Origin of the sequence: Knoellia remsis (assembly GCF_003002895.1) — a bacterium.
In the GTDB taxonomy this organism is placed as follows: domain Bacteria; phylum Actinomycetota; class Actinomycetes; order Actinomycetales; family Dermatophilaceae; genus Knoellia; species Knoellia remsis.
Genome location: NZ_PVTI01000021.1, coordinates 63360 through 78519 on the forward strand (window position 1 = coordinate 63360; position 15160 = coordinate 78519).

17 protein-coding genes are annotated in these 15160 nt (G+C 70.9%); 7 read left to right on the forward strand and 10 right to left on the reverse strand.

The window, feature by feature from the left end:
- The first annotated feature begins 273 nt into the window (after positions 1–273).
- On the forward strand, positions 274–1230 hold the full coding sequence (locus BCF74_RS12475) for an LCP family protein (protein WP_106298281.1): 957 nt from the start codon (positions 274–276) through the stop codon (positions 1228–1230).
- A gap of 9 nt (positions 1231–1239) precedes the next feature.
- Here BCF74_RS12475 and BCF74_RS12480 read toward each other — a convergent pair whose 3' ends face one another.
- From BCF74_RS12480 to BCF74_RS12490, 3 genes are all read right to left on the reverse strand, one after another.
- Positions 1240–2415, reverse strand: a complete 1176-nt coding sequence (locus BCF74_RS12480) for an acyl-CoA dehydrogenase family protein (RefSeq protein ID WP_106298282.1) — start codon at positions 2413–2415, stop codon at positions 1240–1242.
- 84 nt (positions 2416–2499) lie between these two features.
- Entirely contained in the window at positions 2500–3543 is a 1044-nt protein-coding gene (locus BCF74_RS12485) for an SGNH hydrolase domain-containing protein (RefSeq protein WP_146132960.1), read from the reverse strand.
- A gap of 55 nt (positions 3544–3598) precedes the next feature.
- The gene (locus BCF74_RS12490; protein WP_106298284.1) at positions 3599–4615 is read right to left on the reverse strand and encodes an LLM class F420-dependent oxidoreductase; all 1017 of its coding nucleotides are present in this window, start codon (positions 4613–4615) and stop codon (positions 3599–3601) included.
- Positions 4616–4686: 71 nt separating this feature from the next.
- Between BCF74_RS12490 and BCF74_RS12495 the strand changes: the two genes are divergently transcribed.
- Positions 4687–5139, forward strand: coding sequence for a CoA-binding protein (locus BCF74_RS12495; protein ID WP_106298285.1), 453 nt, complete (start codon positions 4687–4689; stop codon positions 5137–5139).
- Here BCF74_RS12495 and purE read toward each other — a convergent pair.
- Together purE and BCF74_RS12505 are read right to left on the reverse strand one after the other, a co-directional pair.
- On the reverse strand, positions 5136–5681 hold the full coding sequence (gene purE / locus BCF74_RS12500) for a 5-(carboxyamino)imidazole ribonucleotide mutase (protein ID WP_170070235.1): 546 nt from the start codon (positions 5679–5681) through the stop codon (positions 5136–5138). The two genes, BCF74_RS12495 and purE, sit on opposite strands and share 4 nt — an antisense overlap.
- 5 nt (positions 5682–5686) lie before the next feature.
- Entirely contained in the window at positions 5687–6859 is a 1173-nt protein-coding gene (locus BCF74_RS12505) for a 5-(carboxyamino)imidazole ribonucleotide synthase (RefSeq protein WP_106298287.1), read from the reverse strand.
- A 44-nt stretch (positions 6860–6903) separates the two neighbouring features.
- Between BCF74_RS12505 and BCF74_RS12510 the strand changes: the two genes are divergently transcribed.
- On the forward strand, positions 6904–7428 hold the full coding sequence (locus BCF74_RS12510) for a GtrA family protein (RefSeq protein ID WP_106298288.1): 525 nt from the start codon (positions 6904–6906) through the stop codon (positions 7426–7428).
- Positions 7429–7431: 3 nt separating this feature from the next.
- On the opposite strand, the gene BCF74_RS12515 is transcribed toward BCF74_RS12510, so the two are convergent.
- The 4 genes from BCF74_RS12515 to BCF74_RS12530 form a co-directional block, all read right to left on the reverse strand.
- Positions 7432–8448 carry a sensor histidine kinase gene (locus tag BCF74_RS12515; RefSeq protein ID WP_106298289.1) on the reverse strand — a complete coding sequence of 339 codons (1017 nt, stop codon included), beginning with the start codon at positions 8446–8448 and terminating at the stop codon, positions 7432–7434.
- Positions 8449–8455: 7 nt separating this feature from the next.
- Positions 8456–9133, reverse strand: coding sequence for a response regulator transcription factor (locus BCF74_RS12520; RefSeq protein WP_106298290.1), 678 nt, complete (start codon positions 9131–9133; stop codon positions 8456–8458).
- Between the two features lie 62 nt (positions 9134–9195).
- Positions 9196–10269 (reverse strand): adenylate/guanylate cyclase domain-containing protein, encoded by a 1074-nt coding sequence (locus tag BCF74_RS12525; protein ID WP_245889335.1) that lies wholly within the window; start codon positions 10267–10269, stop codon positions 9196–9198.
- A 31-nt stretch (positions 10270–10300) separates the two neighbouring features.
- Positions 10301–11065 carry a biotin--[acetyl-CoA-carboxylase] ligase gene (locus BCF74_RS12530; RefSeq protein WP_245889336.1) on the reverse strand — a complete coding sequence of 255 codons (765 nt, stop codon included), beginning with the start codon at positions 11063–11065 and terminating at the stop codon, positions 10301–10303.
- A 24-nt stretch (positions 11066–11089) separates the two neighbouring features.
- Here BCF74_RS12530 and BCF74_RS12535 point away from each other — a divergent pair, with 24 nt between their 5' ends.
- Together BCF74_RS12535 and BCF74_RS12540 are read left to right on the forward strand one after the other, a co-directional pair.
- Positions 11090–12742 (forward strand): acyl-CoA carboxylase subunit beta, encoded by a 1653-nt coding sequence (locus tag BCF74_RS12535; protein WP_218279264.1) that lies wholly within the window; start codon positions 11090–11092, stop codon positions 12740–12742.
- Complete coding sequence (locus BCF74_RS12540) at positions 12742–12987, forward strand: acyl-CoA carboxylase epsilon subunit (RefSeq protein WP_106298293.1); 246 nt, start codon at positions 12742–12744, stop codon at positions 12985–12987. The genes BCF74_RS12535 and BCF74_RS12540 overlap by 1 nt, the downstream gene beginning before the upstream one ends.
- Positions 12988–13087: 100 nt before the next feature.
- Here the strand turns inward: BCF74_RS12540 and BCF74_RS12545 are convergent, their stop codons facing one another.
- On the reverse strand, positions 13088–13744 hold the full coding sequence (locus BCF74_RS12545) for an MOSC domain-containing protein (protein WP_106298294.1): 657 nt from the start codon (positions 13742–13744) through the stop codon (positions 13088–13090).
- A 68-nt stretch (positions 13745–13812) separates the two neighbouring features.
- Here BCF74_RS12545 and BCF74_RS12550 point away from each other — a divergent pair, with 68 nt between their 5' ends.
- The gene (locus BCF74_RS12550) at positions 13813–14724 is read left to right on the forward strand and encodes a DUF559 domain-containing protein (RefSeq protein ID WP_106298295.1); all 912 of its coding nucleotides are present in this window, start codon (positions 13813–13815) and stop codon (positions 14722–14724) included.
- A 207-nt stretch (positions 14725–14931) separates the two neighbouring features.
- The coding region (locus BCF74_RS12555; RefSeq protein WP_177426661.1) for a transposase at positions 14932–15160 on the forward strand (229 nt) is incomplete at its 3' end.

Below are 15160 nucleotides of genomic sequence, written 5' to 3' on the forward strand. Positions count from 1 at the left end.
TCTCGTCGCCCGGTCCCGCCGCCCGCGCGTGAGCAGCGGCCTGCTCGGGAGCGGGCCGTCCGGGAGCGAGCCGTCCGGGAGCAGCCGCGCCCGCGCCCGGAACCCCCGGCGGTCCGCGGCGACGACACGTGGGACGACCGGGCCCGCGATCCGCGCAGCACGCGCAGCACGCGCGGCCGGCGCGACCCCCGCGCCCCGCGCGGACCTCGTGACCCACGGCGCCCTGTCGCGACTCCCCCGCCCCGGCGCCGCCGGCTCCGTTGGTGGCGCCTCGTGCCGGTGCTGCTCGTCGCGTGGCTCGCCTACCTCGTCTTCGCCCCGGTGCACGCCTGGAGCTCGGTGTCGCGCGTCGACGACCAGCCCTCCGGTGAGCGACCGGCCGAGACCGACGGCAACACCTACCTGCTGGTCGGTTCCGACTCGCGCGAGGGACTGTCCCGCGAGGAGCGCAACGAGCTCGGCACCGGTCAGGCCGAGGGCCGCCGGACGGACTCGATCATGCTCGTCCACGTTCCGTCCGGTGGCGGCAAGTCCGTCATCGTCTCGATCCCCCGCGACAGCTACATGCCGATCCCGGGCAACAACAGCAACAAGGTCAATGCGGCCTACGCGATCGGCGGCCCGGAGCTCCTCGTCGAGACGCTCGAGCAGGTGACCGACCTGCGCATCGACGGGTACCTCGAGATCGGCTTCGGTGGTTTCGCCTCCGTCGTCGACAGCCTCGGCGGGGTCGACATCTGCGTCCCCTTCGACATGGACGACGCCAAGGCGCACATCAACCTCAAGAAGGGCTGCCAGACCCTCGACGGCAAGAACGCCCTCGGCTTCGTGCGCGCCCGCTACTCCGACCCCCGCGGAGACATCGGCCGAGCCGAGCGCCAGCGGCAGTTCCTCGCCGCCATCATGAAGGGTGCCGCGACGCCGTCGACCGTCCTCAACCCGTTCCGCTACTGGTCCTTCACGCACACCGCCGCTGGGGCCGTCGGCGTCGGCGAGGAGACGTCGATGCGGGACGCGTCGCGCATCCTGCTCGCGATGCGCGGGGCGGGGAATGGCTCCACGCTCAGCCTCACCGTGCCCATCCAGAGCACCAACTACCCGACCGCGGCAGGCTCGGCGGTCAAGTGGGACACCGACCGCGCCCGCGAGCTGTTCCGCATGCTGCGCGAGGACGAGCCGCTCGAGGCCCCGCCGGCCGGCACCGACGGCAGGCCGAGCAGCGAGAACTGACCCGGGCCCTCAGCCCTTGAGCAGCTGACGGGCCATGACGAGGCGCTGCACCTGGTTGGTGCCCTCGTAGATCTGGGTGATCTTCGCGTCGCGCATCATCCGCTCGAGCGGGAAGTCGCGCGTGTAGCCGGCGCCGCCGAGGAGCTGGACCGCGTCGGTCGTCACCTTCATCGCGACGTCGCTGGCGTAGCACTTGGCGGCCGCGCCGAAGAACGGCAGGTCGGCGTCGCCGCGCTCGGACTTCGCCGCCGCGACATAGACGAGCTGGCGAGCGGCCTCGAGCTCCATCGCCATGTCGGCGAGCATGAACTGGATCCCCTGGAACTCGGCGATGTTCTTGCCGAACTGCTTGCGTTCCTTGACGTATGCCGTCGCCTGCTCGAGCGCGCCCTGCGCGATACCGACGGCCTGGGCGCCGATGGTGACGCGGGTGTGGTCGAGGGTGCGCAGCGCGATCTTGAGGCCCTCGCCCTCCGCGCCGACCATGCGGTCGCCGGGGATGCGCACCTTGTCGAAGTGCAGCTCGCGGGTGGGGCTGCCCTTGATGCCGAGCTTGCGCTCCTTCTCACCGAAGTCGAAGCCCTCGTCGCCCTTCTCGACGACGAACGCGGTGATGTTGTTGCCCCGCGCACCGTCGGGGTCGGTGACCGCGAGGACCGTGTAGTACTGCGAGACACCGGCGTTCGTGATCCACGACTTCTGTCCGCTGAGGACCCAGTCGTCACCGTCACGGACGGCGCGGCACTTCATCGACGCTGTGTCCGACCCGGCCTCGCGCTCGGACAGGCCGTACGAGAACGTCGCCTTGCCCTCGGCGACCGGCGGCAGGTAGCGCGACTTGACGTCGTCGCTCGCCCCGAGGATGAGCGGCATCGTGCCGAGCTTGTTGACCGCGGGGATGAGCGAGGCGGAGGCGTCGACCCGCGCGACCTCCTCGATGACGATGCACGTCGCGAGCGCGTCCGCGCCGACGCCGCCGTACTCCTCGGCGATGTGCGGGGCGAAGAAGTCGGAGGCGACGAGCGCGTCGTGCGCCTCCTGCGGGTAGCGCGACTCCTCGTCCACCGCAGCGGCGAAGGGTGCGATCTTGGCCTCGGCCACGTCGCGCACCGCCTCGCGGATCGCCTCGTGGTCCTCGCTCAGCTGGAAGAGGGGGAAGTCTGCTGCCTTGGTGTTCGCACTCACCCGGCGATCCTAACGACGCGTATGCCGTCCGCCCGCCGCTCGTGACGTGGCTCGCCTCACGTCGCGACGGCGCCGAGGGAGCGGTCAGCCGAGTCGCTCGTCGAGATACGGCGCGAGGAGCGCGGCGTACTCGAAGGCGAGGTGGTCGGTGTCGCGGTAGACGATCGTGTCCCCCACGAGCCCGTAGCAGGTCGTGTCATCGCAGAAGAGGTCGGTGAGGTCCACGACCGTGATGCCGAGCGCCCTCGCCGCGGTGACGGCGAGGTCCGGGACGACGGCCTCCGCGCGCGGGGTGGTGCAGGCGTCCGACGGCCCGGGGTTGGCAGCGACGCAGTCGGGCATCGACACACCCTTCTTCGGCGTCGGGACGTCCGCGATCACGACGACCTGTTTGCCGGCGCGTCGCCAGCGCTCGAAACGGGTCGTGAAACCCTTCTCGCCGGCGGCTGCTCCCGTGGCACCGCCGAGGGGCAGCCAGCCGTACCGCGCGGTGTAGGACGTGGCGAAGATCCGCGTCACGGACCGGTCGGCGAGCAGCGCCGCGTCGACGGCCCGGTTGTAGGCGTGGCAGGCGTTGCGGCGTTCCGGGGTCGCCTCCGTCGGCAGCGTGCGAACCGCGTCGCTCGAGGGACACGACCCCTTGCCGTGGACGATGACCTTCCACCCGCGGCGCTTGCCCAGCTCGTCGAACGTGCGCAGCAGCGAGATGGCGTGCGAGTCCCCCACGAGGGCCACGGTCTCGCGGGGCGACGCAGTGGTGCCGAGCACGCAGTCCCGTAGCTCGGTGCCGGCGATGGAGGCCTGGCAGCGCTGGAGCAACGGGTCCTTCAGCTGGGCCGAGACGGACTGCGGCGAGGCGAGCAGGGGCCCGTCACCCTGCACGGGGTCGCAGGAGTTGGCGGGGACGAGGGACCTCGGCCCGAGACACGGGTCGTCCGGATCGGGTGTGGCTGTGCTGTTCGTCGCGGCAGTCGCCGAGGACTCGCGGGGGTCGGCGGCGGGCGAGCCGGTGCAGCCCACCACCGTGCCGACGACGAGGGTGAGCGCCAGCCAGATGAGGGCGCGGCCCGGACCGGTGGGTGTGCCGGCTCGCGTGGGCCGGCTGAGCATCGTGGAACGCCTCGTCATGGCGCCATTGTCGCCGTCGGTCCGGTGCGACGCGGGGAGGGCCCCGGCGGGTCGGTCAGCGCAGCGCCGGGATGACCTCGCGCTCGAAGAGCTCGACGCCCGAGAGGTCGTAGGCGGCTTCCACGAAGTACGTGATGGCATACGTCATGCCCGCGTCCTGCAGGTCGGCGAGGGCACTCGCGACCTGGTCGGGGGTGCCGACAGCCGGCCCGTCCCGGAAGCTCTGCACCGTGTCGGCGACGACGTCCTCGGGGAGACCGGCGCGGCGGTAGTGGTCCTCGATCCAGGCGAACCGCTCCTCCACCTCGCGCTCGTCGCGACCGATGACGATGTTGAAGTTCGCGGAGCGGGTGATCTCGTCGAAGCTCCGACCGACGTCGTCGCAGTGCCCGCGCAGCACCTCGCTCTTGCGCGCGAACTCGTCCGGCATGCCGGAGAAGTTCGTGTAGTCGGCGTACTCCGCGGCGATCCGCAGCGTCTTCTTCTCACCGCCACCGGCGATCCACAGGGGTATGCCGTTGCGCGGGGACCCGTCGAAGGCGGTTCCCTGCAGCGGCCGCGGGTGACACATCGCGCCGTCGACCTGGTAGTGCGTGCCGTCGAGGGTGGCACTTCCGGTCATCCACGCCTGCCGGAAGATCTCGACGCCCTCGCGCAGCCGCTCGAGCCGCTCCCCCGCCGAGGGGAACCCGTAGCCGTAGGCGCGCCACTCGTGCTCGTACCAGCCGGCGCCGATGCCCATCTCGACCCGACCCTCCGAGACGACGTCGACGGTCGCCGCGACCTTCGCGAGGTAGGCCGGGTTGCGGTAGCTCATGCACGTGCACATCTGGCCCAGCCGGACCCGCCCGGTCACCCCGGCGAACGCGGCCATGAGCGTCCACGCCTCGTGCACGGCCGCGTCCGTCGGCCGCGGCACGGGGTGGAAGTGGTCGTAGACCCACAGCGACTCCCAGTCGCGGATGCCGTCCGTGCGCCGCGCGAGGCCGGCCATGACGCCCCAGTGCTGGTCGGGCTCGATGCCGACGAGGTCGTGACGCCAGCCCTGCGGGATGAAGATGCCGAATCGCATGGGACCACCCAACCCGCACCGGACCTGCGAGGCAACCCCACAAGCGCGACGATCGGGCGCATGATGGGGTCGTGAGCTTCCGTCATCGCAACGACCGAGACCTCATCCGCGAGCTGCTCAACGACCCGGGGGTGTGGATCGTCGTCGGACTGAGCAACAACACCGAACGGCCGGCATACGGCCTGGCGCAGTTCCTCAAGCACGAGCTGCACAAGGGGATCATCCCGGTCCACCCCGATGCCGAGACGGTGCACGGAGCCCAGGGCTACGCGAGCCTCGCGGACATCCCCGACCAGGACATCAAGGTCGTCGACTGCTTCGTCAACTCGGGCAACGTCGGCGCCGTCGTCGACCAGGCGATCGAGCACAAGGACCGACTGCAGATCGACGCGATCTGGATGCAGATCGGCGTCATCGACGAGGCCGCGGCCGAGCGCGCCCGCAAGGCCGGGCTCGACGTCGTCATGGACACCTGCCCCCGGGTCGAGTGGCCCCGGGTCAAGAGCGAGGGCTCCGCTCGCTAGGACTCGCGAGTTCGCTTCTCCCGCAAGGCCTTTCCCTTCGCGTGCGCCTCGTCGCGCAGGGCGGAGCGGAACTCACCCATCGCGGTGCGGATCCGCGCGGCCTCCTCGCCCTCGCCGGCGCCGAGGATGCGGGCGGCGAGGAGCCCGGCATTGCGGGCGCCGCCGATCGACACCGTCGCGACGGGCACGCCGCCGGGCATCTGGACGATCGAGAGGAGCGAGTCCATGCCGTCGAGCTGCTTCAGCGGCACCGGCACGCCGATGACCGGTAGCGACGTCACCGACGCGAGCATGCCCGGCAGGTGGGCAGCTCCCCCGGCGCCGGCGATGATGACGCGCAGGCCGCGCTCCTCGGCCTGTTGGCCGTAGGCGACCATCTCGTCGGGCATGCGGTGCGCCGAGACGACGTCCACCTCGTGGGCGATGCCGAACTGCTCCAGCGCCAGCGACGCGGCCTCCATGACGGGCCAGTCGCTGTCGCTGCCCATGACGACGCCGACGACGGGCTGCCCTGTGGCAGAAACCGATCCGGGGCTGTTCATGCTGTTCATTCGGTGACCGCTCCCTCGATGTAGTCCGCCGCGTGCCGCGCGCGCTCGCGCAGGTCCGCGAGGTCGGTGCCGCTGACGTTGACGTGCCCGATCTTGCGCCCCGGCCGAACCGCCTTGCCGTAGAGGTGCGCCTTGAGCTCGGGGTCGCGCGCCATGACGTGCCGGTATGCCGGGTAGAGCTCGGGGTGGTCGCCGCCGAGGACGTTGCCCATGACCGTCCACGGCGCGCGCGGACGCGGGGACCCGAGCGGCAGGTCGAGGACGGCCCGCAGGTGCTGCTCGAACTGTCCCGTGACGGCCCCGTCCATCGACCAGTGACCACTGTTGTGCGGGCGCATCGCGAGCTCGTTGACGACGAACTCCCCGTCCGGCAGCTCGAAGAGCTCGACAGCGAGGACGCCGGTGACTCCGAGCTCGCCGGCAACCCGTAGCCCGGCCTCGGTGGCGCGGGCGGCCAGCTGCTCGTCGAGCTCGGGCGCGGGCGCGATGACCTCGGTGCAGATGCCATCTGTCTGGACGGTCTCGACGACCGGCCACGCCGCCGCCTGACCGGACGGGCTGCGCGCGAGCAGCACCGCGAGCTCCCTGGTGAACGGCACACGCTCCTCGAGCAGGAGTGGGCTGTCGTCGGACGCCGCGCGCTCGAGCCAGTCGGACAGCTCTTGCGTGCTACCGATGACACGCACACCCTTGCCGTCGTACCCGCCGCGGGGTGTCTTGGCCACGATGGGCCAGCCCACCTCGTCGCCGAAGGCGGTGACCTCCTCCGCCGAACGGACCGACGCCCATCGCGGGCAGGGGATGCCGAGGGCGGTCAGCCGCTCGCGCATGGCGAGCTTGTCCTGGGCGAAGACGAGCGCGGCAGGGCTCGGGTGCATCGGCACTCCGTTCTCGGCCAGTGCGGCGAGGACGTCGGACGGGACGTGCTCGTGGTCGAAGGTGACGACGTCACACTCGCGGGCGAACGCCACCACGGCATCGACGTCCGTGTGCGCCCCGACCGGCGCGGACGGGATGGCGAGCGCCGCACTGGCGTCGGGCGCCTCGGCGAGGACGCTGAGGGTCACCCCGAGCTCGACCGCCGGCCCGGCACACATGCGGGCGAGCTGCCCGCCTCCGATGATGCCGACGACGGGAAAGCCTCCGGGGGCGCGCAGCGGAGCAGTCACCCCGGGAGGATATCGGGAGCCCTCCCGGCGGTTAGGCTCGCCCGGTGACCAAGCCCGCGCCGACAGGCGGACTCCTCACCCGCCTGCGCGGGGCGATCGACGTCCTCTACCGCGAGGCGATCAAGTTCGGCATCGTCGGGCTGCTCGCGTTCATCGTCGACATGGGCAGCTTCAACATCCTGCGGCACACCGTCCTGCAGACGAAGCCGACCGCTGCGGTCATCATCTCGGCCAGCCTCGCGACGGCGTTCGCGTGGGTCGGCAACCGGTCGTGGACCTTCCGGCACCGGCGCAACCGGCCCGCGCACCACGAGGCGGCGCTCTTCGCCGGGACGAACGGCGTGGCACTCGTCATCCAGGCCGTCGCCATCGCCTTCACGAACTACGTCCTCGACCTCCAGTCCCTCACGGCCGACAACATCGCCAAGGTGTTCGCGATCGGGCTCGGGACGTTGTTCAGGTTCTGGGCGTACCGCCGGTTCGTCTTCGCCGGCGAGCCGATCGACGAGGACCAGTCACCACTCGCGGACCTGCGGGACCAGCCGGCGCGCACCCCGGAGCGCGACTGAGCGCTAGTCCGCCTCGCTGAGGAAGACCGCGAAGACCGCCGGCTGGGCACTGACGAGCTCGAGCCGACCGCCGTTGTCCTCCGCCAGGTCCCGGGCGAGGCTGAGGCCGAGGCCCGAGCCGGTCGAGGACACCGACCGCTCGAAGATGTGCGGCGCGATGGACGGGTCGACCCCCACTCCCTCGTCGCTCATCTCGATGACGACCGACGGGCCTGCTCGGCGCGCGGCGATGTCGACGGTGCCCCGCCCGTGGGCGAGGGAGTTCTCGATGAGGGTCGCGAGGATCTGCGAGAGCGCGACCGGTGTGGCCCGCACGCGCAGGCCGCGCTCGCCGTGCACGCGCATGCTGCGCTTCGACGCCGCGAACGCCGGCTGCCACTCGCGCTGCTGCGAGGCGAGGACCGCATCGAGCGAGACGCTGGGCCGGGTCGGGTCGCTCACGCGGGTGCGGCCCATGAGGTCGTCGACGACCTTGCTCAACCGCTCGACCTGGTCGATCGCCACCTGGGCCTCCTCCTGCACGACGCCGATGTCGTCGGTCGAGGCGATCTCGTCGAGTCGCATGAGGAGGGCGGTGAGGGGTGTGCGCAGCTGGTGCGACGCGTCGGCGGCGAAGTCCCGTTCGGCCGCGAGGTTGCGGGTCAGCTGGACCGCACTGCGCGAGAGCACCCCGCTGATCCGGTCGATCTCGCCGATGCCCGAGTCGAGCGGCTGGAATCGCGACTCGCCGGCTCCGAGGCGCTCGGCGCGCACGGCGAGCTCGGTGAGCGGGTCACCGAGCTGGTGCGAACGCCGTTTGGCGACGACCCACCCGGCCGCGAGCCCGACGAGGCAGAGGGTGGCCACGCCCGCGGTGAGCAGCAGGGCTGCGGACCAGCCACCGAGCGCACCGACCGTCTCCTGCCGCCGCTCGTCCGGGACGGCGGCCACCACCCACCCGAGGAGCAGCAGGGGGACGAGGACGACGGCGAGGCTGGCTGCGACGGCCGCGAGCGTGGACCGCAGCAGGAGGCGACGCATCGCTACGTCATTCCCCTGCCGGGTCGAACCGGAACCCCACGCCGCGGATCGTCGTGATGTAGCGCGGCTGCATCGCATCGTCGCCGAGCTTGCGGCGCAGCACGGAGATGTGCATGTCGAGCGTCTTCGTCGAGCCGTACCAGGCGGTCTCCCAGACCTCGCGCATGAGCTGCTCGCGCGAGATGACCTTGCCCTGGTTGCGGGCGAGGACGCGCAGCAGCTCGTACTCCTTGGCGGTGAGCTGGATCTCCTCGTCGTGGAGGAAGACGCGGCGCGAGTCCGGGTCGACGCGGATGTCGACGGGCCCGCTCGTCGGGGTCTCCGGGATGCCGCGCCGCAGGAGGGCCCGGGCACGGGCGAGCAGCTCGGCGAGCCGGAACGGCTTGGTCACGTAGTCGTCGGCCCCGGCATCGAGCCCCACGACGGTGTCGACCTCGTCGGCGCGCGCGGTGAGGACGAGCACCGGCACAGTGATCCCCTCGCCGCGCAGGCGGCGGCACACCTCGAGACCGTCCATGGTCGGGAGGCCGAGGTCGAGCACGACGAGGTCAGGGTTGTCCCGGGCCGCCTCGAGAGCCTCCCGGCCGTCCGCACGCACGTCGACCTCGTAGCCCTCGCGGCGCAACGCACGGGCGAGCGGCTCGGAGATCGCCGGGTCGTCCTCGGCCAGCAGCACGCGAGTCATGGCGGCGATCGTATCGGGGCGAGGCCGATCCGGCCCGCCGATACCGCCGAGACACCCGATGTTCAGGCGTGGCGGTCCCACGACCGGTCGCGGCGCGCGCCCGTCGACCGGCCCAGCTCGAACGGGGTCACGGTGCCGATGCCGCGCAGGTGCCTCGGCCGCTGCTGCGTCATGGTGAACCCGGACAGGCTGCCCAGCTCGCGCGCCACCTCGTCGTCGACGAGGACCCGGCCGGGGGGTGTGACGGCGGTGAGGCGGCTCGCCCGGTTCACGGTCATCCCGAAGACGTCGCCGAGGCGGCTGATCGTCCTGCCGTAGGCCATGCCCACCCGCACGTCCGGCAGCAACGGGTCCTCGGCCATGGCGTCGACGAGGTCGAGCCCGATGGCGGCGGCGGCGTCCGCCTCGGCGTGGACGAAGAGCACCTCGTCGCCCACGGTCTTGATGATGCGGCCGCCGTGACTCGTCACGACGTCGCTCGCGAGCTCCTCGAACCGCTGGACGAGCGCCGCGAGCTGGCGCTCGGTCATCCGCCGCACGAGCGACGTGAACGAGACGAGGTCGGCGAACCCGACGACGCGCAGCGGCGCACTCGGGTCGTGGTCGGTGTCCTTGGCGTCGGCCAGCATGCGCGTGATGGCAGAGGTGAGGTGCCGACGCCACACGTAGACCATGAGCGGCTCGAGCTGGTCGACGAGCTCGACGATCATCGAGGCCGCCGCCTCGGCCACGCCTCGGTCCGGGACTGCGCGGGCGTCCTTCTCGCCGAGCTGGGCCTCCTGGTCCTCGGGCGTGAGGGCCTCGGCGACGAGCTGGGTCTGCCACACCGAGAGCCGGTCGGCCGTTCGCGCGAACGCACGCGTCATCGCGAGCGCGAGGTCCTCGTCGATGTCGTTGTCCCGGACGAGGTCGGCGACGCGGCGGAGCGCGACGAGATCGGCCTCGGTGAACATCGCCTCCTCGTCGTCGACGATCTGGAACCCCAGGGCGTGCCAGAGACGCCGGGCTGCGAGGATCGACACCGCGGCCTCACGGCTGACCTCGCGGCGGCCCATCGTCGCGGGCCTGCCGAGGAGGCGCTGCTCGACCTCGGTCTCGAGGTCGCGCGGGGCATCCGGTCGCGGCTCCTCGGTCACGCGGCACCTCCTCGAGCCGGTTGGTGGACTGTCAGCGGACGTGGACGACGTCGCCGGCGGCGACCGCCCGCACTCCGTCCTTCGTCGTGAGGCACAGTCTGCCGTCTGCGTCGACATCGGTCGCGGTGGCCCGCACCGACTCGCTCGGCAGGTGCACGACGACCTCGCGTCCCAGGGTGGTGCAGGCGGCCGCGTAGGCCGCGCGGACGGCATACGGATCGGTCTGCAGGGTGCCCCACAGCGTGGCGAGGGAACGCAGGTATGCCGTGAGCACGGCTTCCCGGCTCACTCCGGGCGCGCCGGCGGCGCGCAGCGACGTCGCGGTGTCGGCGGGGAGGTCGGCGCGCTCGGTGTCGATGTTGACGCCGGTGCCGACGACGACGCCGTGCGGGGTGAGCTCGGCGAGGATGCCGGCGAGCTTGCGCTGGCCGTCGGTCGGGGCCTGGAGGTCGTTGGGCCACTTGAGGTCGACGGGCAGTCCGCTCGTCTCGGTGAGCGCGCTGCGCAGGGCGAGCCCGACGACGAGCGGGACCCAGCCGAGCGGGGCGTTCGTCGGGCGCGGGAGGAGGACGCTGGCAGCGATGCTCGTGCCGGGCGTCGTCGTCCATCCCCGATCGAGGCGGCCACGACCGGCGCGCTGCTCCTCGGCGGTGACGACGCGCCACGGTGTCGGGTCGCCGCGCAGGATCTCGGCGTTCGTCGAGTCGACGCTCTCGTGGACCTCGACCGGCCGCCATGGCGAGCCGGGGGTGACGAGCGTGGCGTTCATCGCAGGGGAGGCGGGACGTGGGGTCACGGGGTCAAGGCTAGAGTCGCCACCATGGCCGAGACCGACACCCAGCCGAGTTCCCAGCCCACCGGTGGCACCGACCTGCCCCCCGCGGACACCGGCATCGACATCCACACGACTGCTGGCAAGCTCGCCGACCTCAAGCGCCGGGTCGGAGAGGTCGCGCACGCCGGGTCCGAGCGCGCGGTCGAGAAGCAGCACGCGCGCGGCAAGAAGACCGCCCGCGAGCGCCTCGAGATGCTGCTCGACGAGGGCTCGTTCGTCGAGATGGACAAGTACGCCCGGCACCGCTCGGTCGCGTTCGGGCAGGACGCGAACCGGCCCTACGGCGACGGTGTCGTCACGGGCTACGGCACGGTCGACGGCCGGACCGTCGCGGTGTTCGCGCAGGACTTCACGGTGTTCGGCGGGTCGCTCGGCGAGGTCTTCGGCGAGAAGATCACCAAGGTCATGGACTTCGCGATGAAGGTCGGCTGCCCGGTCGTGGGGCTGAACGACTCGGGTGGCGCGCGCATCCAGGAAGGGGTCGTGTCGCTCGGGTTGTACGGCGAGATCTTCCGCCGCAACGTCCACGCGTCCGGCGTCATCCCGCAGATCTCGCTCATCATGGGGCCGTGCGCCGGTGGGGCGGTGTACTCCCCCGCCGTCACCGACTTCACGGTCATGGTCGACCAGACCTCGCACATGTTCATCACCGGGCCGGACGTCATCAAGACCGTCACCGGTGAGGACGTCGGCTTCGAGGAGCTCGGCGGCGCCCGCACCCACAACTCCAAGTCCGGTGTCGCGCACTACATGGGCACCGACGAGGAGGACGCGGTCGAGTACGTCAAGGCACTGCTGTCCTACCTGCCGGCGAACAACCTCGAGGAGCCGCCGGTCTTCGGTGACGAGGAGCTCTCGCTCGAGGTGACCGATGTCGACCGGTCGCTGGACTCGATCATCCCGGACAGCCCGAACCAGCCCTACGACATGCACCAGGTCATCGATGCGGTGCTCGACGAGGGGGAGTTCCTCGAGGTGTCGCCGCTGTTCGCACCGAACCTCGTCGTGGGTTTCGGGCGCGTCGAGGGCCGGTCGGTCGGTGTCGTCGCGAACAACCCGATGCAGTTCGCGGGGACGTTGGACATCGACGCCTCCGAGAAGGCGGCGCGGTTCGTGCGGACCTGCGACGCGTTCAACGTGCCCGTGCTGACGTTCGTCGACGTACCCGGGTTCCTCCCCGGCACCGACCAGGAGTGGGACGGCATCATCCGGCGCGGCGCGAAGCTCATCTACGCGTACGCCGAGGCGACCGTCCCGCTCGTCACCGTCATCACCCGCAAGGCCTACGGCGGCGCCTACGACGTCATGGGTTCCAAGCACCTCGGCGCCGACATCAACCTCGCGTGGCCGACGGCGCAGATCGCGGTCATGGGTGCCCAGGGCGCGGTCAACATCCTCTACCGCAAGCAGCTCGCGGCGGCCGCCGAGCGTGGCGAGGACGTGGAGGCTGCGCGCGCGGCGTTCATCACCGAGTACGAGGACACCCTCGCGAACCCGTACATCGCCGCGGAGCGGGGCTACATCGACACCGTCATCACGCCGTCGAACACCCGCATGAACGTCACCAAGGCGCTGCGGGCGCTCCGCACGAAGCGCGAGTCCCTCCCGCCCAAGAAGCACGGCAACATCCCCCTGTGATGGCCGAGTCCAGCATGTCCGAGTCGAACTCCGTTGCGGCACAAGCGATCGAGGTCATCGGCGACGCGACGCCCGAACAGGTCGCCGCGCTCGTCGCCGTCCTGTCCGCCGCGGCGGGCGGGGCGGTCGAGGAGGCGACGGAACGGCATACGTCACCGTGGTCGGCCCCGGCCGCGAAGGTGCGCCGCCCCATCACGCCCGCCCCCCGCTCCGCCGGCACCTGGCAACGCTCCCTCCGCCCGTGAAAAACTCACCCAATTGAACGGCTACAGGGACGAGTCGGCTCCGTGAAAAACTCACCCAATTGAACGCCTGCGCGCGTTCGAATGTATGCCGTCCGCTCGCCTACCGCTCCCAGCGCGCCAGCTGCCGCTCGAGCTCGGCCTGCCCCTCCGGAGCGAGGATGTGCGCGTCCACGATGTCCCGCGCCAGCTGACGGTCGCCCATCCACGCGCGGAACAGCTCCGGCACCGTCACGCCGTGCCCCGGCCGCCAGGCCACCTGGATCTCGTCGCCCGTCCGGATCGTGCCCGCCTGCGTCACCGACAGATAGGCTCCGGTCCGACCGCGAGCCGCGAACGCCTTGACCCAGCCACGCACCCCCATGTGCTTCGCGAACGTCGCGCACGGCACCCGCGGCCCGGTCACGCTGAGCACGACCGACCCGCCGATGCGCCACTGCTCGCCCACGATCGCCGCGTCGACGTCGAAGCCCGCGGTCGTGAGGTTCTCCCCGAAGTTGCCCGGCGCGAGATCGCGACCGAGGTCGACGGACCACCAGTCCAGCTCCTCGCGCGCCACCGCATACACCGCTTGGGCGGTCCCACCGTGATGGCGGGTGTCGACGACGGCATCGCCCTCGACACCGCTGCCTCCGACGCCCTTCGGGCCGGGGTCCGCCACGTGGATCTCGTCGACCGGGCGCTTGTCGATGCCGCTGTCGAGGCGCTTCGACAGCCCCGACTTCGGCCGCCCGACGTTGACCGAGTGCACGTGAGCCATGTCGGCAGCCTAAGTGGCGCTGTGGATAACCTGCCGCTGGATTTTGCGGATCGGTCCACAGTGTCGGGATGGACGACTTCGACCCCTTCCGACCCTTCCTCACGGATTGGGCTCTCGGGTCTGGCGTACCCAAACGGGATCTCTATGGGCTGGCCTATCGTCAGATCTTCCAGGGCGTACACATCCGCGCCGACGTCCCTGACTCACTGGTCGTGCGATGTCGGGCCGCGCATCTCAAGGCCCCGGACGGTCGGCTCAGCCACGAGACCGCCGCGCAGCTCTGGGTGCCGTCTTGGCCGAGAAGCAGCGACATCCACCTGGCTTTCAGCCGGGATGTCAGACCGCAGGGTGATGGCATCCGTGTCCACCGGTTCACGTATGCCATGGAGAAGTGGAATCGCCACGGGCTTCCGGTCACCGGGCCTGCCCAGACGTTCATCCATCTGGCGGTTCGACTGAACCTCGTCGAGCTGGTGAGCTTCGGTGATCGCTTGGTGGCTCGCGGGGTGACCTCGCCCGAGGAACTGCTCGCCGAGTGTGAGGCGTGGTCTGGCCACGGACGTCGCGCCGCGATCGCCGCAGCACGGCTCGTGCGAGAACGCTCCGAATCAGTACCCGAGACGCACTCACGACTGCTCATGGTGTTGGCGGGCCTGCCCGAGCCGGTCTGCAACCACTCCTACGTCGTCGGGGGCGTCGAGCGCTTCCGTCTGGACCTGGCGTGGGTGGAGCACAAAGTCGCTCTCGAGTATGACGGTCGCTGGCACGACGACCCCGAGCAACGGGTCAAGGACGAGGCGCGCCGGGCTGAGCTGCGCGCGGCGGGTTGGATCGTCATCGTCATTCGCGCCGAGGATCTGTATGACTGCCCGGACGAGGTCGTCGAACAGGTTGCCACGGCCCTGGCTAGCCGCGGTGCCGTCGTGAGCGTCCGGTTGGACTACCAGCGCTGGTTCCAGCCCCGGGGTCGCATTGCCTGATCGCGGCCGGCGTTCAATTGGGTGACTTTTTCACGAAGGCGAGCGGACGGCATACCGTCTCGCTGTCCACCGAGGCCATCTGGCCGAGTTGAGTCCATAGGGTTGGTGTACGACGACACCGGTGAGCGTGTCCCTACGCACGTAGGTGCGGTCACCGCGTGATCCTTCGAGTGAACCTCTCACAGCACTCTCGAATGGAGCATCGCGATGACCGCGAACACCAGTATCGACCCTGCCGTCTTCCTGCACGACCAGCTCGCCCAGGCCAGCCCGGACCTGATGCGCGATCTGCTGACCACGTTCATCAACGCGCTGCTGTCGGCGCAGGCCGATAGCGTGTGCGGTGCCGAGTACGGCACCCGTAGCCCGGACCGCACCAATAGCCGCAACGGGTACCGGCACCGGGACCTGGACACTCGCGCCGGCACCATCGATG

Bases quoted from the DNA above. Each gene is read 5' to 3' on its own strand.
- BCF74_RS12485 (WP_146132960.1), bottom strand. From the start codon at position 3,543: ATGACGAGGCGTTCCACGATGCTCAGCCGGCCCACGCGAGCCGGCACA.
- BCF74_RS12490 (WP_106298284.1), bottom strand. From the start codon at position 4,615: ATGCGATTCGGCATCTTCATCCCGCAGGGCTGGCGTCACGACCTCGTC.
- purE (WP_170070235.1), bottom strand. From the start codon at position 5,681: ATGAACAGCCCCGGATCGGTTTCTGCCACAGGGCAGCCCGTCGTCGGC.
- BCF74_RS12515 (WP_106298289.1), bottom strand. From the start codon at position 8,448: ATGCGTCGCCTCCTGCTGCGGTCCACGCTCGCGGCCGTCGCAGCCAGC.
- BCF74_RS12520 (WP_106298290.1), bottom strand. From the start codon at position 9,133: ATGACTCGCGTGCTGCTGGCCGAGGACGACCCGGCGATCTCCGAGCCG.
- BCF74_RS12535 (WP_218279264.1), top strand. From the start codon at position 11,090: ATGGCCGAGACCGACACCCAGCCGAGTTCCCAGCCCACCGGTGGCACC.
- BCF74_RS12540 (WP_106298293.1), top strand. From the start codon at position 12,742: ATGGCCGAGTCCAGCATGTCCGAGTCGAACTCCGTTGCGGCACAAGCG.
- BCF74_RS12545 (WP_106298294.1), bottom strand. From the start codon at position 13,744: ATGGCTCACGTGCACTCGGTCAACGTCGGGCGGCCGAAGTCGGGGCTG.
- BCF74_RS12550 (WP_106298295.1), top strand. From the start codon at position 13,813: ATGGACGACTTCGACCCCTTCCGACCCTTCCTCACGGATTGGGCTCTC.